General features: G+C 61.9%; 23 protein-coding genes. 21 read left to right on the top strand and 2 right to left on the bottom strand.

What is annotated here, in order from left to right:
* The 20 genes from VGG64_12715 to VGG64_12620 form a co-directional block, all read left to right on the top strand.
* A partial coding sequence (locus VGG64_12715; protein ID HEY1600461.1) for a terminase gpA endonuclease subunit occupies nt 1–1,575 on the top strand: 1,575 nt, incomplete at its 5' end.
* 12 nt (nt 1,576–1,587) lie between these two features.
* A complete protein-coding gene (locus VGG64_12710; GenBank protein ID HEY1600460.1) occupies nt 1,588–1,899 on the top strand; it encodes a hypothetical protein in 312 nt (103 codons plus the stop codon).
* 92 nt (nt 1,900–1,991) lie between these two features.
* Complete coding sequence (locus VGG64_12705) at nt 1,992–2,294, top strand: hypothetical protein (GenBank protein HEY1600459.1); 303 nt, start codon at nt 1,992–1,994, stop codon at nt 2,292–2,294.
* The gene (locus VGG64_12700; GenBank protein HEY1600458.1) at nt 2,294–4,003 is read left to right on the top strand and encodes a phage portal protein; all 1,710 of its coding nucleotides are present in this window, start codon (nt 2,294–2,296) and stop codon (nt 4,001–4,003) included. The genes VGG64_12705 and VGG64_12700 overlap by 1 nt, the downstream gene beginning before the upstream one ends.
* On the top strand, nt 4,000–5,484 hold the full coding sequence (locus VGG64_12695) for a S49 family peptidase (protein HEY1600457.1): 1,485 nt from the start codon (nt 4,000–4,002) through the stop codon (nt 5,482–5,484). The genes VGG64_12700 and VGG64_12695 overlap by 4 nt, the downstream gene beginning before the upstream one ends.
* A gap of 64 nt (nt 5,485–5,548) precedes the next feature.
* On the top strand, nt 5,549–6,154 hold the full coding sequence (locus VGG64_12690) for a hypothetical protein (GenBank protein HEY1600456.1): 606 nt from the start codon (nt 5,549–5,551) through the stop codon (nt 6,152–6,154).
* Nucleotides 6,155–6,227: 73 nt separating this feature from the next.
* Complete coding sequence (locus tag VGG64_12685) at nt 6,228–7,238, top strand: hypothetical protein (GenBank protein ID HEY1600455.1); 1,011 nt, start codon at nt 6,228–6,230, stop codon at nt 7,236–7,238.
* A gap of 34 nt (nt 7,239–7,272) precedes the next feature.
* Nucleotides 7,273–7,680: a hypothetical protein gene (locus tag VGG64_12680; protein HEY1600454.1), complete on the top strand. Its 408-nt coding sequence runs from the start codon at nt 7,273–7,275 to the stop codon at nt 7,678–7,680.
* 9 nt (nt 7,681–7,689) lie between these two features.
* Nucleotides 7,690–8,196, top strand: a complete 507-nt coding sequence (locus VGG64_12675; protein HEY1600453.1) for a hypothetical protein — start codon at nt 7,690–7,692, stop codon at nt 8,194–8,196.
* Nucleotides 8,197–8,202: 6 nt separating this feature from the next.
* A complete protein-coding gene (locus VGG64_12670; protein ID HEY1600452.1) occupies nt 8,203–8,709 on the top strand; it encodes a hypothetical protein in 507 nt (168 codons plus the stop codon).
* Between the two features lie 6 nt (nt 8,710–8,715).
* The gene (locus tag VGG64_12665; GenBank protein HEY1600451.1) at nt 8,716–9,642 is read left to right on the top strand and encodes a hypothetical protein; all 927 of its coding nucleotides are present in this window, start codon (nt 8,716–8,718) and stop codon (nt 9,640–9,642) included.
* Between the two features lie 19 nt (nt 9,643–9,661).
* A complete protein-coding gene (locus tag VGG64_12660; GenBank protein HEY1600450.1) occupies nt 9,662–10,063 on the top strand; it encodes a hypothetical protein in 402 nt (133 codons plus the stop codon).
* Between the two features lie 184 nt (nt 10,064–10,247).
* The gene (locus VGG64_12655) at nt 10,248–11,048 is read left to right on the top strand and encodes a hypothetical protein (GenBank protein HEY1600449.1); all 801 of its coding nucleotides are present in this window, start codon (nt 10,248–10,250) and stop codon (nt 11,046–11,048) included.
* Nucleotides 11,049–11,185: 137 nt separating this feature from the next.
* Nucleotides 11,186–12,673: a hypothetical protein gene (locus tag VGG64_12650; GenBank protein HEY1600448.1), complete on the top strand. Its 1,488-nt coding sequence runs from the start codon at nt 11,186–11,188 to the stop codon at nt 12,671–12,673.
* Nucleotides 12,674–12,676: 3 nt separating this feature from the next.
* The gene (locus tag VGG64_12645) at nt 12,677–13,087 is read left to right on the top strand and encodes a hypothetical protein (protein HEY1600447.1); all 411 of its coding nucleotides are present in this window, start codon (nt 12,677–12,679) and stop codon (nt 13,085–13,087) included.
* A gap of 9 nt (nt 13,088–13,096) precedes the next feature.
* A complete protein-coding gene (locus VGG64_12640) occupies nt 13,097–15,310 on the top strand; it encodes a hypothetical protein (GenBank protein HEY1600446.1) in 2,214 nt (737 codons plus the stop codon).
* Nucleotides 15,311–15,314: 4 nt separating this feature from the next.
* Nucleotides 15,315–15,701 carry a hypothetical protein gene (locus VGG64_12635; protein HEY1600445.1) on the top strand — a complete coding sequence of 129 codons (387 nt, stop codon included), beginning with the start codon at nt 15,315–15,317 and terminating at the stop codon, nt 15,699–15,701.
* 15 nt (nt 15,702–15,716) lie between these two features.
* Nucleotides 15,717–16,220 (top strand): hypothetical protein, encoded by a 504-nt coding sequence (locus VGG64_12630; GenBank protein ID HEY1600444.1) that lies wholly within the window; start codon nt 15,717–15,719, stop codon nt 16,218–16,220.
* Complete coding sequence (locus VGG64_12625; protein ID HEY1600443.1) at nt 16,217–17,761, top strand: glycosyltransferase; 1,545 nt, start codon at nt 16,217–16,219, stop codon at nt 17,759–17,761. The genes VGG64_12630 and VGG64_12625 overlap by 4 nt, the downstream gene beginning before the upstream one ends.
* On the top strand, nt 17,758–18,534 hold the full coding sequence (locus VGG64_12620; GenBank protein HEY1600442.1) for a Stf0 family sulfotransferase: 777 nt from the start codon (nt 17,758–17,760) through the stop codon (nt 18,532–18,534). Before VGG64_12625 ends, VGG64_12620 begins: the two co-directional genes overlap by 4 nt.
* A 6-nt stretch (nt 18,535–18,540) precedes the next feature.
* Here VGG64_12620 and VGG64_12615 read toward each other — a convergent pair whose 3' ends face one another.
* Together VGG64_12615 and VGG64_12610 are read right to left on the bottom strand one after the other, a co-directional pair.
* Nucleotides 18,541–19,023 carry a hypothetical protein gene (locus VGG64_12615; protein ID HEY1600441.1) on the bottom strand — a complete coding sequence of 161 codons (483 nt, stop codon included), beginning with the start codon at nt 19,021–19,023 and terminating at the stop codon, nt 18,541–18,543.
* A gap of 11 nt (nt 19,024–19,034) precedes the next feature.
* Nucleotides 19,035–19,247 (bottom strand): hypothetical protein, encoded by a 213-nt coding sequence (locus tag VGG64_12610; GenBank protein ID HEY1600440.1) that lies wholly within the window; start codon nt 19,245–19,247, stop codon nt 19,035–19,037.
* An 869-nt stretch (nt 19,248–20,116) separates the two neighbouring features.
* On the opposite strand from VGG64_12610, the gene VGG64_12605 reads away from it, so the two are divergent.
* On the top strand, nt 20,117–21,387 hold a 1,271-nt coding region (locus tag VGG64_12605), incomplete at its 3' end, for a hypothetical protein (GenBank protein ID HEY1600439.1).

The following is a 21,387-nucleotide window of genomic DNA, read 5'->3' as shown; positions in this document are numbered from 1 at the left end:
GCCCGCAATCTGATTTTCCTGGGCTATGCCGGCAGCACCCAGACGCTGTCGGGCGAAGCGTGCAAGTTTGTTTTCGTGACCGAGGCCGACCGCTGGCGGGACCACTTCAAGCAGGGCAGCAGCTTCGATAAGGCGCGGCAGCGAATCAAGGCGTTCTTTAGCTCGCTGGTGTTCGCTGAGAGCAGCCCGACCGACGAGACGAGTTTGATCCTGGCGCTATTCGAAGACAGCGACCAGCGGCGTTACAACCTGCCGTGCCAGCGCTGTGGCCACCACCAGGAATTGCGCTGCTTTCCGCACAAGGAAGGGCCATTTGCCGGCCGCGGCGGCATTCAGGGTTTGCAGCACGCTAACGGCAACTGGCTCACGCCGAGCGAAGCACGCCTTGCAGCCTGGTACGAATGCGAGGCCGACGGCTGCCGGATCGAAGATCGGCACAAGCACGACATGAACACCCGCGGCGTCTGGTGCCCCAGGGGGCAAACCGTCGACCGCCGCGGCGACTTGGTTGGCACTCCAGAGCGCAGCCCACGGCACGCCGGCTTTCACCTGTCGAGCCTGTATAGCGAAATGCTGACCTTTGGCGACGTGGCTGCCGAGTATCTGGCCACCCGCGATGACCCGGCCACGAAAAAGGTGTTCATCAACGATTGGCTGGCCCTGCGATCGTATGCGTCAAAGAGGCCGCCCAAGTGGAAGACGATCGGCCAGCGGCTCGCTGCCGGCCATCCACGCGGCAAGGTTCCGGATTGGGCCATCTTCCTCACCTGCGGTGCCGACGTTCAGGACGATTGCGTTTACTTCGTCGTGCGTGCCTGGGGCGAGGGCTGCCGTAGTGCCCTGGTCGTGCGGGGCAGGTGCAATCAAAAGTTCAATGCCGATGGCGAGGCGATTCGCAGCAGCGACCTCGACGAGTTTGGCAGCATGGTTCTCAATGTGCGCTTCCCATTACTCACGGCCAACCCCGTCGGCCATCAGTCGCTGCCGGTGTTTCGGGCGGGGATCGACTGTCAGGGCCACCGGCAGGCCGAGGTGGCTGAATGGGTCCGCAACTTCAATGCGGCCAGCACCGAGCGCGTTTACACCTTCGCCGGTGACAATCGCATCGCGCAGGCGGGAGAACTCTACAAGTTCAGCCTGGTCGATAAGAACACCAAGACCGGCAAGCCCTATCCTGGCGGCCTGCGGTTGTGGCGCATCGCCGTGGACGTGTTCAAGGAAGATATTCGCAGCCGTTGGGAGATACCGCTCGACGGCCCCGGGGTTTGGCTGCTTTACGACGGCATTCTCACCGACGGTGAAGACTACTTGCGGCAAATCTGCAATGAGGTCAAGCGCGTCGATCGCAGTAGCTCCGGTCAAAAGAAGATGATCTGGCGACCGGCGGACAACCGTATCGGCAACCATTACTGGGACTGCGAAGTCTACAGCCGGGCGATGGCAGAGATTTGCGTCTCAGGTAATTGGAAAGACCTTGCTTTCCGGGCCGCGCCGCCCGTTGACCGCGTGCCTCAACCGTCCAGGCCCGAAGTCACTACGCCAGATGGACGGGCGTTTTGTGTATCCGACAGATAGGAGCAGAGAATAATGGCGAAGAAAAACGCTACCGACGAATTGAAGACCCTGCCGACGGTGAAGGCGGACGAGCCGGAAGAAAAGAAGCCGGCCTTGCCCAGCGCGACGATCGACATTCCCATCGGCACAATGCGCGAGGATGCTTACCGGCTTCGCCATGTCGATGTGCAGTTCACCGACCGGCAATCCCGAGCCATGCGGCGACTGTTCGATTCGCTCGACGCCACCGGTGAGCGGCTTGAGAACAAAAAGCGCGTGTGCAGCGGCGCCGACGCTCTGAGATGGCTACTTGAGCGGGTCGCAGCTGCGTACGACGTGCGCTGATCGTGGCTGCTGACAAATATACGAACGATCCGGCGCCGGATCGACCATATAGCGCGGTCCTTGCTACGCGATGTTGCCGATGTGCCTTTTGAATGGCACTCGATAGCTCCAGCACGTACGACGACGCGATCGCGGCGTATCAGGACAACGCCAGCTACGAAGAGCTGGAAGACGTTGCGAAGTGCCGCGCCTTTATCAGCGCCTGTCGCTTCCTGATGAGCTTCCCGAACAACGTCAACGCGGGTGACGGCCAATCGTTCACCGTTGACGTGTCCCGCGTGCAGGCCCAACTCGAGCAAGCCCGCATCTGGGCAGCCGACCATTCCCGCCGAAGCGGCACTGGCTCCCGCACCTTTGATTTACGCAACTTTCGCGGTCCAGGGGGCGGTTGGTAATGGCCCGAGAACTGCGCCGCAATAACGACACAGTGAAGCTTGCAGATCACATGGAAGATCTGCGGACTGACTACGCTGCCGCGCACGAAAGTCGCTATCGCCGCCGTCGGGAAGGCGTGCTCGCCGTTGGCACCCATGCGGACTGGCACTACCGAATCGAAATCGGCCATTACATGCGTGTGATGGAACAGGTGCGCGATTTCGACAGAAACGACCTGTTGGCCGGCCAGATGATCGATACGGTCGTCAACAACACGTATCAGGACGGTTTTACCTTAATCCCGTCCACCGGCGACCGCGGACGGAACGAGGCCCTGTCCGACCGGTGGATTAGCTGGAGCGACGATCCCGAGCAGTGCGACATCGAAGGCGAACGGTCGTTTGGTGAGATTGTCGGCGCCAACTTACGCCACATGCTGGTGGACGGCGATATCGTCGACCTGTTCTTGGAAGGCGGACAGCTCCAGTGCATCGAGGGCCACCGCATTCGCACGCCACGCACCACGCGTAATGTCGTGCTGGGCGTGCTGCTGTCCGACCAGCGGAAGCGGCTCGAGTATTGGATATCAAAAGAGGATCTTTCGCCTAACAGCGTGGCCGGCCGTGTCGGTGACATGCTCCGCATCCCGGTCCGCGATGAAGACGGCTACCGGCAGCTAGCCCACGTCTACCACCCCAAGCGCGTCACTCAGACGCGCGGCGTCAGCGTATTTGCGCCCTGCTTCGACGCGTTGGGCATGTTCGAGGACATCCAGTTTGCAGCCCTGGTCCGGCAGCAGATTTTGAGTTGCTTCGCGATCTTGCGCGAGCGCGGCCAGGATTGGAACGGCGAGAATCCGCCGCTGCTGGGCGACATCAAGTCACCGGCTGGCGCTCAAGCTCCGCCGCCACAGCGCGGGACGATGCCGCGGCAGAAAATCGCGCCGGGCATGGAAGTGCTGGGGGAAAAGGGCGAGAAGATCAGCGCTTGGAATCCCACCGTTCCCAGCATGGAATTCCTGCAACATATGCGGGCAATTGTACAGCTGATCGGTGTAAACCTCGGTCTGCCGTTGATCCTGGCTTTGATGGACGCCAGCGAGACGAACTTTAGCGGCTGGCGCGGCGCGCTCGACCAAGCCAAACTCGGCTTCCGCAAGAACCAGCGGGCACTGGCGCGCCGGCTTTTGCGTCCGGTCTATCAATGGAAGGTTCGGCAATGGATGGCCGACGATCCGGGCTTCCGGCCCCGCAAGTCCGAGCGTGACGTGCTCGACTTTAGCGGCTTCGGCAGCGACGGCGCCAACGTGCTCAAGCACCACTGGCAGATGCCGGCATTTCCGTACATCGAGCCGCTTAAGGACAGCCAGACGGACCTGTTGCAACTGTCCAACGCACTCACCAGTCCCCGACGCAAGTACGCCGAGCGGAACCTGCGCTTCAGCGACATCGTGCGCGAAACGATCAGCGACCGAGGCGCCGCAATCATCCGGGCGAAAAAGACCAGCGCCAAGATCAACGGGCTGTTTCCCGACGATCCGGACCGCACGAGCTGGCGCGATTTGTTGCCGCTTCCGACTCCCGCTGGCGTCAAGATCGCCGCCGCCGAGCAGATCGGCGACGACCAAGACGACGCGGACGCCTCGACAGCCAAGAAGCCGCCAACCAAGACGGCCACACCCGCCAAACGTGCTCGGTCGCCAAGGCAGTTCCAGGGGGCCGGAGCATGACGCACGATCCACTCAAAAGCCTGTCGCTGGCGAACCTGGATCCACTGCGGGCGCTGAAAGCCGCGCGGCTGGACCAGTATCTCGGCCTTTGGCTGATGCACGAAGACACGTTTCGGGTCGCTTGGCAGCATGTGCAGAAACTCGATCTGCGCACACACGTCCGCGATGCCGCGAAACGCAAGCGGTCCATAGCCAAGGTGGCAGCCGGCGGCTCTGTCCCGCAAAGCAAGGCACGCGACCAGGTCGTTTATCCGGTCACCAGCTCCGGCATTGCCATCGTCGAACTCAACGGCTCGCTGATGAAGATGCAGAGCAGTTTGAGCAACAGCACCAGCACGGTGTTTGCCCGCCGGCAGATTCGGCTGGCTGCCGCTGATGATCAGGTTGTCGCGACACTCGTTAAGGTCGACTCGCCCGGTGGCACGATGGCCGGCACCGGTGACCTGGCCGACGACATTGCAATGGCCAACCAGCAGAAGCCGTGCTGGGCGTACATCGAAGACATGGGGTGTTCGGGCGGCTATTGGCCGGCTTCATCCGCAGCCAAGGTGTTCGCCAACGCGACGGCCGCCGTGGGTTCGATCGGAACTTACATGGTGGTGACCGACAGCTCGCAGGCCGCTGCATCTGAAGGCATCAAAGTCCACGTTGTGCGGGCTGGCGACATGAAGGGCGTCGGCGTGCCGGGCACGGAAGTCACTCCCGAGCAGTTGGCCGAAATCCAGCGATTCGTCAACGCGGCCAACGATCAATTCATCCTGGCCGTGTCCCGTGGCCGGCGGATGTCGCTGGATGCCGCCACGGCGCTGGCCGACGGCCGCGTACACGTCGGAGCAGAGGCTCAGGCCTTGGGGCTGATCGATGGCGTGCAATCACTCGACGACACTTTAGATCAACTGGCCGCCGCGGCGTCGGCCAAATTGAAAACCAAAACCATTTCAGTTCCGACAGCAAGAGGAGCCAAAGCAATGGCCACAGAGACCAAGCAGACCGAAACCCAAGTGGCCGAAGAGCCGCGGACCATCGTCGCCGCGTCGGTTCTGGAAACCAGCGCGACCTATCACGACCTGCTGACCGCCTGCGAAGGCGCGGAAGAGAAGTTCTTGTGCTCGCAGTTGGCGGTCAAGGCGACCGTCGAGCAGGCCCAAAAGGCCTGGATGAAAGAGCAAGGCGCCCGGCTGAAGGCCTCGCAAGAGGAACTGGAAAAGGCCCGCGCCACTCCGCCCAAGCGCCCCGGCATCGTCACGCCCGTGAAGACCGGGCCCAATGCAAAGGCCACCGAAACGACCGGCGACGCGCTCACCGAGTTCGACGCCCTGGTCGAAGAGCAGTTGACCAAGCACAAGGGCAACCGCACCGCGGCTGTCTCGGCTGCTGTACGCAAGAACCCCGAGCTGCACGCCCAGTATGTGCGCTCGTTCAACCAAGCCCGCGGCCGCGACTTGAACAAGATCACCGGCCTGCCGAGTTTCACCGGCTAACAGTGGCCGCTGCATTAAGCGGTCGATTCCACCCCACTAAACCGAGTCGATAAGGAACGAGAACATGGTTGCCGAATACGTTGAAGGCGGATACGAAACGTTCGATTGCAACGTTGCCATTCCGCAGTACAGCCGCGTTAAATTGGTCAGCGGCTTGATCGTCGAAGCCGGCGCCGAAGATGCAATCGGCACGGTAGTGGCCCAGACATTTGCCGCTGGCGGCATCGCGCCCGCGTCGGTCACCGTTCGGCTGCGGACTGCGCAGGGCACGGCGATTTTCGTCGCGGCCGGAGCCATTACGGCCGGTGCCAAGGTCTACGCTGCGGCCAGCGGCCAGATCAGCGCCACGGCCAACGCCTTCCCGGTCGGCACGGCGATCGATGCCGCGACCGTCGAGGGCGATTGGATTCAGGTTCTGCCCGGCGGCTCGAATGACATCGGCGCCGCAGGCGCTGGCGCTTACGGCCTGGTCGAGCTGGCCGCCAGTGTCGCCGAACTCACCGACAGCACGGGCGGAACGGCAGGCAGCACGCTGGCGGCTATCGCGGCAGGTGCCACCTATGACCAGGCCGACCTTGTCGCCGTCAAGAACGCCATCGCCAGCTTGAACGCCAGCGTGTCGGCAATCCTCACGAACCTCAAGGCCGCTGGCTCAATGGCCAGCCCCTGATTGTCAGCCCACGACGGCCGTCGAAGAAACCAAACTTCCAATCCAACGTTTTTAGTCTCGGGAGATTCAAGCCATGCCAGTCGGACCCGCAACCCAACTTTCAACACTCCGGCCCGACCTCGCTCGATCCCTCGAGCAGTTCAACCTGGAGATGGACCGCAAAAACTTCGTCGGCCAAAAGGTCATGCCGCCGCTGCCGGTGTACGAATCCGGCGGCACCTACGGCATTATCCCGCTGGAGGCGCTGCTCAAAAACGGCGAGACCATCCGCAACGCGGATGGCTCCTATCGCCGCGACGATTGGGACTTCGACACGAACAAGTTCGCCACGCAAGAGCGCGGCGTCGAGCAACGCGTCGATGACAACGCGTCGGCGATGTTTGCCAATTACTTCGACATGGAGCGCATTGCCACCGGCCGGGCGATGGACCGCATCGCCCGCGCGCAGGAAATCCGCATTTCCAAGCTGTACTTCAACACGTCGAACTTCGCGAATACTGGCGTATCGACGCCGTGGAGCACTGGTAGCAGCGCGACGCCGATCGAGGACGTAAAAGCCGGTAAGAAGGCCTTCTGGCAGCAGTGTGGACTGTGGCCAAATGCCGGTCTGTGCGAACGGCATTTGTTCATGGAATTGCAGAACTGCGACGAGATCGTCGACCGCGTGAAGTTCCAGGGTTTTCAGGACGCGCGCCCGGGCAATATCACCGCCCAGGCTATCGCGCAGGCCCTCGATCTTCCTCAGTTGATCGTTGCCGGCGGTGCGCAGAACACCGCTAACCCGGCGCAGGCCCGCAGCCTGTCGGAAATCTGGAGCCCGAATTACTTCATGCTCCTGCTGCTGCCCGAGGGCGAAGACCCGGTCGAGCCCTGCACTGGTCGCCTCTTCCATTGGGATGAGTCGCGGCAGGAATACGGCGACCTGGCGACCGAAGGCGGCAGCGGTCCGCTGCCGGTGGTCGAGACCTACCGCGATGAGCCCAAGCGGTCGGATATCGTCCGCGTCCGGCACCAAGTGGAGGAGGTCATCTACTACCCGGAGGCCGGCTATCTGCTGACCGACGTCTACGCGGATACCCCGTGATCGTAGGCGGATCGAATCATGCGGAGGCCTCTCGGTGCCAACGATCGTCGAGCAAATTCTGAGTCGCATCGGCTTGCCCATGCTGTTTCGCAACATGGGCGAGCCAGTCGACTATTTCAGCAAGGCTGATGGCCTGACGCACCAGCTTACGGCCGTGGTCGCACCCGCAACCGGAATGCTGAGCGATTCGAACAGTCAAACCGTGACCACCGAGGAAGTGCACGTCCGCATTGGTCGCACGGCCAGTGCCACGTTCGGCGGGGTGCTGGTTGGTGGAATTTGTCAGCCGATGCTCGACGACACCATTGTGCGAACGTCAAAGCCGGACCGGCGCCCCTACTTCTACGGTGGTCCGGTCAAAAGCGATGGCAATACGTGGGTGCTGATCTTCCGCCGCCAGGCAGTCGAACAGGTGGGAACCGGCAATCAACTGCGGCGATAAGGATGATCGATGTCGGGCGACCTACCAACCACCATCACGCCTACGTCCAGCATGGCCTGGGTCGAGCAGAAGCTGCTCGAAATCGTGCCATTGTCGACGACGTTCCGGGCCAAGGTGGGGGCGAGTTCGCAGGCCGATGCCGCGCGGTTTGTCTTCCGCAGCTTCCTGCTGCCCAGCGACCTGCACACGATCGAGCGGCCATCAGCCGTCGTCGAGATGGGCGAGTTTGCCTTGCGCCGGGTCGATCTTCAGCATTTGCGGCCCGATCCGGAAATGACGCTGATCCTCACCGACTGGGTGCGCTTCCCCGACGACTTGGGCGCCAGCACCACCGACTTCAAGAACTTCGTCGGCGGCGTAATGGATGACATCGGCTTGCTCCAAGGCACCGACGACCTGTTGACGATCGAATCGCTTGTCGTGCCGGTCGGCAAGTTCGGCATCGTCGATCCGGCAGCGGGCGCACCGCGGAAGTATTTCATGGCGGACGTCCAGGTCCGCGTCAGCAAGCTGTAGCAGACCATGTACACGTTCAATTTCATCATGCGCGAGGAGCGGCCTCCTGAGGCCAGCGCACGCGCGTGGGATGGCATTTGCCGCGACGCAAACGCGGGGATGGGCGAACTGTGGCATAGGGAAATGTTGGCCCCGCACTTCACGCCGGCTGCCAAGGGCATCTACCACCACCAGCCACGTACGGGGCCGTACCTGCGCCGCAAGCTGCAATTGGCATCCAGGGGGCTCGCGCTGGAAGGCGGCATTGTCGACAACCTGCTGACAGGGCTGATGCGCAGTGCCCTTGAGGCTGGCGGCATGGTCCGCGCCTATCCGTCGCGAGTGACGATCGGCATGGTCGGCCCGCGTTATTGCACGATGCGGCCGTACAAGAGCGGCCAGCCGGATAAGGCGGCCGAAATCCTGGCGATCACCGACAGCGAAGAAAAGCGGCTGGCCAAACGAGGCGAGGAGCTGATCGCCGAGAAACTGAACGCGCTCAAAGAGCCGAAAACCACCGTCAACGGGAGCTGATCCGCGATGTCCGTCTCTAGCATTTACGTTCTGCACGGGATTCAGACCCCCAACAGCTTCTATTCGCAGATCGAGGACTCCCGCCCGAGCCCGCGCGTGCAGGCCGTGCTCCAGTATGGCTCGGGCTATCCTCAGCCGCTGTTCAAGGGCTTCGTCGGTTTCAAACCCGAGATCACCTTCCGGACCACACAGTTGGCCACGCTGCTGGCTGAAACTGGGCTATTGGGTGCCAACCTGTCGGGCGGCAATACCGACTTGATCTTCCGCAACGTGACGGACCTGGGCAGCCGCGATGCCACCAGCGCCACCACCGGCATCCGCTTGCGGATGGAAAACGCGATGATGTACGTCAAAAGCATCTCGGCCAGCCACCAGGGCCGGGCCACGGCCGAAGTCCGTTTGTGCGGCATCTACGACGGCACCAACCCGCCGATCATTCCCACCGGCAGCGTGGCCATCACCGGCACGCCTTCGGCCGCCGAGTATTTTGGGCTGGGCCCGGTCGAGATCAACTCCACCACGCTCGACGGAGTCCAAGACATGTCGATCGACTTGGGCACCGAGACCTACGAACGCGGCAGCGCCAGCGACATTTTTGACACGTTCATCGCCATTAAGCAGATCAATCCCAAGGTTACCATCCGCGGCCTGGCCACCGAGCCCTGGACCACGTATGGACTTACTGGCACGCAGCTCACCGCGTTGGCGTGCTTTCTACGCAAGGTCAACAACAAGGCGACCGGCGGTTTGGCGTACGTCGCCAATGCCACCGCCCAGCATATCGCCTTCGGCGCCACGGCCGGCACGATCGTCGTAGACGACACCCAGGCTGGCGGAAACAGCGAAGCCATGACTGGCCTCATCCTCGACCTCATCGCCCCCAGCACGACCGCTGGCGCGCTGACCATTAGCACAGCCAGCGCGATCACTTAGCCAACAGGAGTTTTTGGCCATGCCCGGCGGCGACTTTTTTCACAAGCACCCAACGCAGGGAGAAACCACCGTGACCGATACGACAGCCGCAACGCCTACACCGACACCGGCGCCCGCACACAAGACGGCGATTGAGCAGATTCGCGACGACGTTGCCCCACGCCTCGGCATCGGGCCGGCGGTTGCCTATCAGCGCATTGACCGGCTAGCGGTCGAACTGGCATCGCGCAGGAGTACGCTCTACGAAACAGCGATCACCGAGCTATCGCAAATCGACGCGCCGCTTCGGGCCGCCTTACTCAGCCAGGGGCCGACCGAAGCCGTGCGCATCATCGCCCCGCCAGATGCGGCTGTCGCCGAAGCTGCCGCTGGAACATCTGTCGCTGAAGCTGCCGGCGGGACCGCAAAGGCCAGCGGATGAATGATCGGACCTACAGATTCCCGCTCGACGAAGAGGGCAGTGGGCCGTGGGCCCTAACGCCAGTCGCAAGCTACTTACTCACGCTTGACCAGGATTTGCCGACGCCCATCGGGATGGACACCGACGCGATTCCGTTCATTCCGTGGCACAGCGTATCGGACATTTGTGACAACTGGGGCCATCAATGAGCGCACCGCTGTATTTCCTGCCTGGCGTGTTCGGCGCCCAGCTCTATCCCAAGCAGGTGCTCAACCGGCAACTGCTGGCCGATCGCGGCTTGGGCGACGTGTTGGCCGACGTGGAATACTCCGACCTGGCGATCAACGAGATCTCCGCGTCCACCGGCCCTGGCGGCAAGCCCGGCACGATCCTTTCGGCGTTGCCGGTCGAAAGCCGTCAGCCGCCGCGCCGCATGGGTTACCATCCGCAGGACAAATACGTCACCTGGCACGCGCTACGCGACGGCGATCTGTTTATGTCACTGGACGCGATGAGCCCCGTCACACCGGCCGATCTGTTGCGCAAGCGGCCGCTGGGCGGCCGGCCGGTCAATCTGTCCGACAGCCAAGCCTGGCAGGTGCCGGTGATTCGCTGCCCGCTGGGAAGCACGGACTTGCCGCGTTCGATTGGCTGGCATAACGGCGTGTTTGGCATGGAAGTGCGGCCCACGTATCGCACGCTCTGGGATCGGTCAGCGGATATTGCCAAGTTTTTCTTTGCTGACACGACGCTCGAATTCGAACGGCTGGCAGCCGACGCCGTCGATGCGCTCGCGCTCAATTACCGCCTGGGGCGAGACGAGGCAACTCTGCTGGGCTTGTTCGACACCATGACGGTGCAAACGGCCCTGGCCGAGACGGTCGCCCTCGACAAAGTGAAGGCTTTTTACGAGGACCTCAAAAAAAAAGACTCGATGACGAGCTCGACGCCTGGCGGCGCGGACTGCTCCCCGGCTACCGACCCAGCCGCGGGGATCTGCACATAGTCAGCATTGTGCACCGCATCGAGTCACAACTCATGCAACCCCGCTTCGTTCTGAACGCGCGCTAGCGAAATGTCATGGCCGAAATTAAGCAGCAAATCATCACGGAAAGCGAGCAGACCAAGCGTGAGCTGCGCACGTTGGTCAACGAGGTCGAGAAGCTGCGGGCGGAAAATAAGCGCGCGCACGAAGAGAGCAAGGAGCATCACGAGTCGTTTATCGGACAGGCCCAGGAGCGCGTGGGCGATTACGCCAAGGAGATACTGAGCATCGCCGCCGTTGGGGAGGCAATTGCGAAGGTTTCCGAGCACTACACCGAGTGGATGAACGAACTGAAGGAAATCGGCGCCGAGCACCAGAAGCTTAATGACGACCTGACGAAGATGCTGGCCATGTCGGGGCAGATCGGGGCGGCCGGCCACGTCAAACGACTTATCGAGGGATCGGGCTTGGCCCAGCCGGAAGCCCAGGCCGCCTATCAGGGCGTGTTCGAAGGCACGCCCGGTGCCAGCCAGGCCCGGCTAGACGAATTGGCGAAGGCCGGTTTCAAGGCTGCGCCACTGTTTGGCGGTGACGCCGCGGCCATCGGCGCCCACGGCGAGTTGATCGGCCGATTGAACACGCTTCTGTCTGGGGCGTCTGGCGAAAAACTGGGCGACCTGGCCTACGCGATGCAGACGATGGCCGGTCCAAAGCACGCCGGCGAACTGGCTGACCGCAGCGTGTTCGGGGCCGCGATCAAGATGGTCTCGACTGGCGCCTTTGATCCCGAGCAGGCGCTCGGGTTTCAGGAAGCTGCCATCCAAAAGCAATTGCCGCCGCGCTTCGCCGCCACGCTGGCGGCCGCCCTGGCCGACCATACCACGCTCAAGGAAGTCACCGGGAAACGGGGCCATCCGCTCACTGAGGCCGATCAGGCCACCAACAACTACGTGCGCGAGCAGGACGCCAAAGCGCGGATGCACATGCTGTTCGCCAATCCGCTATTGGCCCAGCGGGTATTGGGTGGGGCAGGCGCGGAAAGCTTGGCCCAACTCAGCGAAGCGGATATCGCCGCCAGGGCCGCCACGCTGCGTAATGCCGAGGGCTCGCACCTTGTGAGATCGACGCTTGAGCAGCCCGGGGCTGCCGACGCGAAGATCCAGGCACAGATCCGCGCGAACAAGGAATTGAGCGAAAACGACCGGGCCAAGGCCGGCGAAAACCTCCGGATTATCGGTCAGTCGGAGTCCGACGCGCTCAATGCCGCGAACCTCGGCGCCGCCGACAGCTGGAAATACTCCATCGCTCGCAGCTTCTACGGAAAACTGTACGGCGGCAGCAACCTGGTCGCCGACAAAGAGCATCAGCTTACGCCGGTCGAGATCGAGGCCGCTTCCGCCGCCAGCGCCGCAGACACAATCGGTATCGGCGGCCGGATGCGGGGCAGCTTGGATCGTGGGTTCGGCCAAATCAACGGCCTTGAAAAGGCCAACGAGACGCTGGAGAAGCAAACGGAGCTGCTTGAGCGTAGCGCTAAGGCTACCGAAGACGCCGCCCGCACAGCCAAGGACACAAACGCCATCGTGCGTGGCAACCGCAACGCGGACGCAGCCAAGGGCGCCCGCGACAAAAATGGAAGGGCTTAGCGCATGGCCCTCAATTCCATCGGCGATTTCGAGTTCATCGACATCCTGGGCGTGCCGCCCGACCTCGTCAAGCAGCAGCTCCAGGCGATCGAGCGCCCCGGAGTCGACGGTATGTTCATCCTGCAAACCGGCAACCGCGGCAAGCTGTTCACCGTGATGACTTCGGTCGATGCCGAAAGCCTCGAAGATGCGATGGCCACGTTCAACGATTACGTGGCGCTCATCGCCGACGACCCGCAAGAGCTTGTGTGGCACGGCCTCAACCTCTCCGGCGGCAACCAGCTTTACCAAGTGTTCGACGTCCGCCCGATCCAGATCTGCTTGGTCGCCAACAGTGCGGGCGGTCTGGCCGATCCCAGTTTGGCGATCTGCGAATGCCAATGGGACCTGCTGCCGATCGTGGTGCCAAGCTAAAGGACTCACATGCCTCTTCCAGTCAACTTCACCGAACGTGCTCTCGCCGCCTCGGTCTTTTATAAGTTCATGTGGACCGACGAGTGGACGGCCGCGCAATACCTGCTTGCCGACTATGCTGAATTCGCCTGCGCGCCCGAAATCGACGAGGCGCAGCTCACGTGGTATTACGGCAAAATCCTCTATCCGAACACGGCCGCCTTCACGGTCGTCGCGCCGCTGGACCTCGTGGGCGCGTTCATCAAGATCGAGGCCGAAATCCCTGACTTGACCGGCGCCAGCCAGACCGAAGTCTGGATCGGCCGCGTGCAAGAGCCAATCGATCTGCCCGGCGGCATCCTGGCAGACGTCGAAGGCACGCCCGCGATGGGCGTTCAGCGGCTCGTTGCGTGGGGCTTGGGCCACGACCTCGACAACGTGCCTGTCATCAGTACCGTGATGAGCAACGACGACACGAGCAGCGGCGAAAGCCCCGGGACAACGCTCATCCATCGCGCCGTCGGCTTCAATATGGGGAAGGGAGCAGTCGCGCGCGACAGCGGCGAAGTCATCAGCCCCAACCGCACGACCAACCCCACCAGCGCCGGCTGCTTTGCGTTCCGCGAAGATCTCAACGGCGCCCAAGCCTGGGGCCTGACCGATGCGGCCCAATACCTGCTCGATTACTACACCCTCACCGACGGTGACCCGGCCGACGAAGATACGATCGCCTTCTATCCGTGGCAGATGGTCAACGAGATTAGCGGCCTGTTGGCCGGCATCACGTGGAAAGAGCATGCCGAAGGCCGGTCCACCTGGGAACTGCTCGGCGCGATGTTCAGCCGCAAGCGCGCGCTTGGATTTTACGTCGACCCTGTCGGCCCAATCGAGGATGCGCCCGCAGCCACGGTTGTGCTCTTTACGCTCGTGAGCACCACGATCAATCTGGGCGACGGCAACACCCTGCCGGCCAATCCGAACACGCTGACGCTCGACTTCACGGCGGATCCCTGGATCGAGTCGCTGGAGATTCGTCAAACCCAGCAGACGCACTACGACCAGATCATTGCACGCGGCGAGCCCAAAGGCTCGGTATTCACGGTCAGCGGCGCGGATGGCACGATCGAGGCCGATTGGTCCAGCAGCCAGCAGACCGAGTACAACCAGGCCGCCAGCACGGCCAGCGGCTATGCCGGACTGACCGAAAAGGAAAAGATGCAGCGAAACGATGCCTTTCGCGAACAACGGTCGCTAGAGCGCGTGTATAGCTGGATGCGCCTGCCGCAGGATTGGGACGGCATGGTCAATAACGGCGAAGGTGACGGCACGAACACCTACGCCTTCCCCACGATCAACCAGTCAACCGGCGAGGTGGTCGACGCCACCACGACCGGCGACACATTCTGGCTGCAAGGTCTGCGCTTTCAGTCGCACTTGCCGCTGTACGTCGACTTGGATTACTCGGATTACAACATCGAGGAAGACTCGACCATCAATAACCTGCCGGCTGGCAGCGTCCCGGATTTCCAGCCGCCGCTGGCCGCAGTCAAGCTGTTACGCGCCGACAGCTCCACGTTTTACGCCCACATCGACAAGGTTACGGCCGAGCAATCGCCCGATGCCGGCAACAGCAACTACGTCCGCTGGAACGCGGACATCAGCATGCAGGACCAGTCGCCGGGCTTCAAAATCAAGATCCATGCCGAAGGCCGCGGCCAGCAGCATCGGCTGTTTCTCGAAGAGTTCACCAAGGCCGACGCCACCGATGGCTGGGACAACCTGCCCGACATGAGCTGGCGGGACAACCTGCTGCTCACGGTCTACTGCCATGCCGACAGTTACGCCGAGTGCCGAGTGCCCAAAGATTCCGCGCTAACGAGCATCGAGATCACGCGATTGGTGATCGATGTGCCGGACGCCTATATGGATTGGGTCGCGCCCGGCACGGTGGTGGGCATCAAGGACGGCCAGCTGGTGCGATCCGAGTCCGGCGGCATGGTGCGCAACGATTTCAATCGCCTGCAAAAAGTAGCGCTGCTGGCCAGCGGCTGGTTTGGCGTCGAGCGCAGCACGGCCGCAATCGGCTACAAGCGTCTCGCGCAAATCGCCAAGGTTGGCTACCTGATCACCACGATCAACGGCACGGCGGTCAACACGGTCGTGACGAAGGTGCGCTACGACTTCGAAGCCCAGAAGACCACGATACAAACCCAGCACGGAGAGATGGACTTTACCACCATCTAGCCCGATGACTCCCGCAGAAGAAAACCGCCAACTGCGCCGGCAAATTGCCGAATTGCAGCGGCGCCTGTCCATGCAGCCTGCGATCACGGGCCGCTATTCGCGCCGCTTACAACAGGGAGTCGTATCGCTCAACGCCACGCTCAATTCGGCATCGAGCGTCGCGTGCACGCTGCAAAAGCTCACCTACAACTCGCTCTCCAGCCCGACCGCAGCGACTTGGGGGGCGGCGCCCAACACGCAAACGATCACCGTATTCGAAACGCTCATGGTCGCCAACGGCTACTCGGGCTGGACGTTCCCTGCAGGCACCCTGGCCGAAGCCAAGCAGGATCCGCAAAGCGGCATTTGGTATTTCGCCGACTTTTACGCCTGCCCCACGAAACCAAGCTAGTCCGGGATCATCGCGATGGGCTTCGGCATCGGCATTTGCTGCTGCAATAACGACCCAAGTAACTGCGTCAATTGCCCGTCGTCGGCGCAGTTCCGGGCTGTCGTCAGCGGCTGGGTCGACGGCACCTGCCCCGACGGCACGACGACGGCGCCTTGCTCCGAGTTTAACGGCACCTACCTGCTCACGGCCGGCGGGGGACCCGGATGCAGCTACCGTTACAGCGGCGCGCCCGCCGGCGGCAGCGCGTTTGTTTGTGTACCGGTGTTCGTTTTGATGGGACTGGATTTTAACTATAACGCCGCCACGGACACCACCACGATCACCTGGGGATTTGTCAACGAGGTTTCCGGCGGCATCGGCGGCGGCACGGCCACGCGCTCGGGCAAGCCCGACTGCCGGTCGTCGCATTTCGGCACGCTCACCGTCAGCGGTCCTGCCAACCTCACCACCGGCGAAGGCACGGACACCTACTGCGATACGACCATCACCATCGTTTTTACTTCGCTGTACTCACCATGATCGAGTTACCGCCATGCCCAGCACGCCGGGACGATGAGGGTGTCTTCTATTGCCTGCACCCGCGCGTGCGCACCGTCGGCCAGCCGATCCCAGCGGCCTTTTGCCAAGGCTGCGCGCACGCCAACGAGCCGGCCGAGCTGCGCGAGTTCGAATCCCTCGAGCAAGAGCGGGCCGAAGCGGCGGCGATGGCCGCGCGTGGCGATTGCCGGCACCGCGGCGAGCGGCCACTACGGCATGAGCGCAACGAGCTCTGCGGCTGCAGTAGTGCCAATCAAGCCATTTACGCCTGCGCGGTGCGCGGCGAGTGCACGCTACGCCGCTACAAGAGCGGCAGCGGGCCCGTGTCCTGCCTCACCTGCCGGGATTATGTTTCAGGAAATGACGACGAAGCCAGTAATCAGTTGCCAGTAGTCAGCCGCCAAGCACCACGGACCACTGGGTTTCCGCGCGTCGGATTCATTCTTCCCATGATGCCGCTGGGCGGCGTCGAGCAAGCTGTAATTGACCAACTACGCTACACGCCGCGAGTCGAATGGAGCGCGATGGCTGTCAAAAGCGCCAAGCTTTTGCACCGGCCCAACGCGGCAGAGATAGCTAGCCGCATTCAAGTCATTTCCCCAGATCGGATTCCGGGAGCGAGGTCCGCTCCGAACTGGCCTGCTGCCATTGAGAGAGTGATCGAGGCTTCGGATATCGTGATTCTTTGGGGTGTCGACCCGGAGCCGCTGGCCAGGATCGACTTTCGCGGCCGTCGTGTCGTACTGCCCAGCCACGGCTCTTGCGAGTTCACCCGGAGGATGCTGGCCAGCTTAATGCCATTCGCCACCAATCTGTATGCCGTCAGCAGGGCGGCCGTCGAACCGTTTGCGCCCGAGCTTCGCAACCGCGTGGCTATCATCCACAACGGCATTGACCCCGAGCGATGCCAGCCGACTATCGATCGCGAGCAGGTGCGTGCTGCCTGGGGCGTCGAGCCATTCCAGCGGGTGATCGGTTATTTAGGCCGGCTCGCCCTCGACAAAAACCCGCTAGCGGCTGTGCACGCTGCCAGGGCATTGAATGCGACTCTGCGGGTCGATGGCCAGATTGCCGACCCTTCGACCGTACTGCCGCACTATCGAGCCGTGCTGGTTGGCGACGGAATCGCCGCGGGCAAGCTGAAGCAACAGGCACCCGGCACCATCTTCCCCGGGGCAACCCAGGACGTCGGCAGCACGCTTGCCGCGTTCGATGTGCTTGTCTGCTGTGCGCGCGACGAAGGCTTCGGCCTGTCGATTGTCGAAGGCCTCGCCGCTGGCGTTCCGGTGGTCGCAGTCCGCACTGGCATCGTACCCGAGGCGGAGGAAAAAGACGGCCCGTTGGTTTGGCCGGTTTCACCCGATGCGACTGGCGACGAATTGGCGGAAGCCTGCCGGCTGGCAATGAGCAACGGCGGCCGCGATCGTGCTGGCCGGGCACGGAAGGCCGTGCTGTGGCGTTATACTATCAATCGCTCGGTCGAGCGGTTCTCCGAGTTCTTGCATGAGGTGCTTGAGCGGTGAATTACTTTATTGCGTTCTCAGGTCGCACCGGCTCCAGCATGCTTTGCAACTTGCTTGGCAAGACCGGCGTGCTTGGTCACCCGGAAGAGCACTTCAACTTCGATTATCGTCCCGATGCTGGCGAAAACCGCGGCAAGCTGTGGGGCAACGGCGCCGTCGAGCGGTGGGCGGCGACGATACCCTATGCGGCATGGATTGATGGCGGACTCGGCGACGGCGGCCAGGTGCCCGACCCGCGGGCGTACGCCCAGCACTACGCCCGCTACTTACGATTGACGGCCACGCCCAACGGTATCACCGGAGCCAAGGTTACCTGGGACCATTACTATCGGCTCTGCGCTGGCCTCGGCGAGCGGCCACACGTTGACCGCTGGATCTGGCTACGCCGGCGCGACAAGCTGCGGCAAGCAATATCGAGCTACAAGAACCACGCGACGCTGCAAGCCCAGTTGCGGCCCGGGATGGAGCGCAAGCCCGACCCGCCGTTCGACGCCGAAGAGATTCTCAACTGGGCGATGCGTTACAAAGCCGAGGACGCAATCTGGGAAGCCGAATTCTCGACTCTTGCCGAATGGCAACCGGTCGCGTGGCAAGTCTGGTACGAGGACTGGACGGTCGCCCCATCGTGGACCGTCGGAGAGATTGCGGTGATGATGGGGGCCAAGGCTCCCGATATCGAGTTGGCCAGCGACCATCTGCGCATGGCCAACGAAACCAGCGAGGCCTGGCATCAAGAGTTGCTGCCGACGTGGGAGCGAATCCTGGCAGCGTGATGGTCGTTAGATAGGCGCCCTGTTCTCTGTCGGTTGCGAGTGCGGCGCTTTCGACAGGGACGCATGCCAACTAGCGGCCAAGGCTGTTTCGCACCATTGTGTCAGTGCGCGCAGCGCATTCTCGGCATCGGCCGCAGATTGAATCGGCAACTCCGGGGGAACCTCCGGAAGCTCTGATTCAGCGCCTTTGGCAATGGCCAGCACGGCGCGTCTAACTTCCGCCAAAAGCTTCTGCGGGTCGGCAAACATTTCCGACTTCCGAAACCCGCGGATCGTCGGAAACGCGACGGAGACGCACCAGCGGCGCAGGTCATCGAGCCGCGCCGGAGCACCGAGGCTGTCAATGTAGCGGCGGTGCAGGTCGCCGGGCAGTGCACAGATGTAGTCGCCCCAGGCTTCCTCTCGTGCCATCTCGGCTGCCTTGTCGGCCTGTTTTCTGCCGAGATCAAGCGCCTCTGCCAGCTCTGCGTCTTCGATTGGTTCGCTCATGCCGCCAGCCATTATTTAGCCCCGTCATGCCCGAGTGGCCAATCGACGCCGAGCCTCTCCTCGGCCAGCAGTACGTCAATGAGCCTGGCCGCATTGGGGTCGACTGAAGCTGGATCGAAGTCGAAAACGACTTTAATTTCGCCACACTCAGGAATGAATTCGCGCTCGCCGGGCTCAATGGCACGCAAGGCTTCCGCGCGGTGCTGCTTCCATATCATGCTCATGCCCGCAATCCTACCACGCCCCGAATTATGCTGCATTGCTGGCCGTCGCGCGCTTGTGGCATATTTAACGTCGTGATTCCAGACTGGCATCGTGCTCCACCACGGCAGGTGCTACGGATTACGCAAGCGAGCGATCAGCAATGCAGTGACGATCCTACCAATGATCGCCTAGCCGTTCAACGCCGGCGGCCTTTGCCCACGCCGCCGCTGCACGACAGGTAATGCAGCTCGACGCACAGATGGTGCATGGCGTCGTAGGCGGCCGAGGTGGCTGGCTCCTCGTGTCGATCCGGCAAGCCGCTATTAGTCGTCGGCTCTAGCCTGGCCCGAGCAGCCACAACTGCGGAGGCCGACACACGGCGCGCGTGATCTGACCGCCCCGAGTAGTTCATTCTCGCCGCCATTGATTTCCTTGGACATTGTGCCACACATCAGGTTACCCTCTGCATCGGCTAGCCTAGTAAGGGAAGGCGGCCAATGCCGCTCTTGGAGCGCTAGCGGCCGGTGCGGATTAATCCGGCGCGGGCGGACTACTGGGCCATCACCAAACCCGGACAGAGATGCGACGAGCGGAAGGGCTGGAACCGCTCGGAAGCTGCTACCGAGGCCATACGGCGGCTGGTGAAAGCCAAGCGGAAGGCTTAGCGGAGAGAGGGGTTTTCGATCCCATCCTTGCGGACCCCTCCGGCAGTTGATAAATCTGCTGCGGTGCCAAACCGCGGTCCGCTCTCCGTGGCGCCCACGGAATCGGCGATGGTGCAGAACGGCAGCGGTTGGGGCGTTGAGGGTTGGCTGTCTAGCCTCCGGGAGATGGATCGGCTCTACTTGGACACATTATCCACCCCTCTGGTTCATGTTCGGAAAGTGCAATGTCGCTATTAGTGCGTCGGGCACACGATGACTCCACGCCGGATGGCCATATGGCCAGGATCATGGAGGAATTTCACGAGAAGATGCAAGCGCTTGGGTCGCTCGCGTCCACGTTCGTAAAGCTGGCCGCAGCGAATCAAAACTCTGAACTGGCGACATTGACCGAGAAGGTGCAGCAGACAGCCAATAAGCTGAGGGATCGTAGCGATCCGATCGAGCAAGCACGTGCGGTGCAAAGCCTCATGGATTACATGAAGGCGATTTACATGCTCCAGACCGAATCGAAAGGAGGCATGCTGCCGCACGGAGCGATCATGGCAGAGACGCTATTCATAGGGGCATTCAGCAGTTTAGACGCATACTTAAACAATCTGCTTCGCGCTCTCTTCTCGCAGGACAAGTGGCTCAAGAAACTAGGGGACAAAGAGGTAAAGTTTTCTCAAGTTCTTGAGCGCGACAAAAAGCAAATCTCAGAGCGCCTCGTCGATGCCGAAATCGACTCCCTGCTTCGTAAAAGCTACATCAAGAGCTTCGAGCGGATCGCCACGCAATTTGACGCTGGAACCATAACGAAATTTGCAAATTGGCCAGTGTTCGTTGAAATGTCGCAAAGAAGGAACCTTTTTACGCATTGCGACGGGAAGGTGACTTCCCAGTACCTAGAGAACTGCCTTTCCCAAGGAGTCAAGTTTCCCAAGAAGCCGGACATCGGAGAACGGCTAGAGGTTTCCGAGGACTACCTACTTCAAACGATTGCGGTGGTCACGGAAGTCGGACTCAAGATTGGCCAAGTTCTCTGGCGCAAGACAACTGAGCCGCACGTCGATGTCGCAGATCGGCACCTAGCCGATCTGCTCTATGCCCTTCTCCGGCGCGAAGAATGGACGCTGGCTATTCGAATGGGGGAATTTGGTCACGAACTCACGAAGCGATCCCACAAGCGCCCGCGAAAAGAACTGCACGCGAAAATCATCCTCGTCAACCACGCTCAAGCCTTGAAGTGGTCCGGCGACAACGGCTCGGCGATGAGCATTCTCGATGGCTTCGATTGGTCCGGAAGCAGCTTGGAGCTGCAACTTGCAGTTGCGTGCCTGCGGGAAGAATGGGACAATGCCGCCGCCATAATGCAGCGGGTTGGTCCTGATTCATGGCTTTGCCCGCCGCACAGCTTCGTGTTTTGGCCAGTTTTTCGGGACTTCAGGAAAACTCAGCAATTTCTTGATTCCTTCAAGGCGGTGTTTGGCGTAGAATTTGCCGAAGAAGTAAAGAA

The sequence above is a fragment of the Pirellulales bacterium genome (assembly GCA_036490175.1).
Lineage (GTDB): Bacteria > Planctomycetota > Planctomycetia > Pirellulales > JACPPG01 > JACPPG01.
Note: the sequence above shows the minus strand (reverse complement) of the source record. Positions and strands in the feature narration are given on the sequence as shown.

What these genes read in the sequence shown, in the direction of transcription:
- VGG64_12710 (HEY1600460.1), top strand. Translation starts at nt 1,588, where the DNA reads ATGGCGAAGAAAAACGCTACCGACGAATTGAAGACCCTGCCGACGGTG.
- VGG64_12705 (HEY1600459.1), top strand. Translation starts at nt 1,992, where the DNA reads ATGGCACTCGATAGCTCCAGCACGTACGACGACGCGATCGCGGCGTAT.
- VGG64_12700 (HEY1600458.1), top strand. Translation starts at nt 2,294, where the DNA reads ATGGCCCGAGAACTGCGCCGCAATAACGACACAGTGAAGCTTGCAGAT.
- VGG64_12695 (HEY1600457.1), top strand. Translation starts at nt 4,000, where the DNA reads ATGACGCACGATCCACTCAAAAGCCTGTCGCTGGCGAACCTGGATCCA.
- VGG64_12690 (HEY1600456.1), top strand. Translation starts at nt 5,549, where the DNA reads ATGGTTGCCGAATACGTTGAAGGCGGATACGAAACGTTCGATTGCAAC.
- VGG64_12685 (HEY1600455.1), top strand. Translation starts at nt 6,228, where the DNA reads ATGCCAGTCGGACCCGCAACCCAACTTTCAACACTCCGGCCCGACCTC.
- VGG64_12675 (HEY1600453.1), top strand. Translation starts at nt 7,690, where the DNA reads ATGTCGGGCGACCTACCAACCACCATCACGCCTACGTCCAGCATGGCC.
- VGG64_12670 (HEY1600452.1), top strand. Translation starts at nt 8,203, where the DNA reads ATGTACACGTTCAATTTCATCATGCGCGAGGAGCGGCCTCCTGAGGCC.
- VGG64_12665 (HEY1600451.1), top strand. Translation starts at nt 8,716, where the DNA reads ATGTCCGTCTCTAGCATTTACGTTCTGCACGGGATTCAGACCCCCAAC.
- VGG64_12660 (HEY1600450.1), top strand. Translation starts at nt 9,662, where the DNA reads ATGCCCGGCGGCGACTTTTTTCACAAGCACCCAACGCAGGGAGAAACC.
- VGG64_12655 (HEY1600449.1), top strand. Translation starts at nt 10,248, where the DNA reads ATGAGCGCACCGCTGTATTTCCTGCCTGGCGTGTTCGGCGCCCAGCTC.
- VGG64_12645 (HEY1600447.1), top strand. Translation starts at nt 12,677, where the DNA reads ATGGCCCTCAATTCCATCGGCGATTTCGAGTTCATCGACATCCTGGGC.
- VGG64_12640 (HEY1600446.1), top strand. Translation starts at nt 13,097, where the DNA reads ATGCCTCTTCCAGTCAACTTCACCGAACGTGCTCTCGCCGCCTCGGTC.
- VGG64_12635 (HEY1600445.1), top strand. Translation starts at nt 15,315, where the DNA reads ATGACTCCCGCAGAAGAAAACCGCCAACTGCGCCGGCAAATTGCCGAA.
- VGG64_12630 (HEY1600444.1), top strand. Translation starts at nt 15,717, where the DNA reads ATGGGCTTCGGCATCGGCATTTGCTGCTGCAATAACGACCCAAGTAAC.
- VGG64_12625 (HEY1600443.1), top strand. Translation starts at nt 16,217, where the DNA reads ATGATCGAGTTACCGCCATGCCCAGCACGCCGGGACGATGAGGGTGTC.
- VGG64_12615 (HEY1600441.1), bottom strand. Translation starts at nt 19,023, where the DNA reads ATGAGCGAACCAATCGAAGACGCAGAGCTGGCAGAGGCGCTTGATCTC.
- VGG64_12610 (HEY1600440.1), bottom strand. Translation starts at nt 19,247, where the DNA reads ATGAGCATGATATGGAAGCAGCACCGCGCGGAAGCCTTGCGTGCCATT.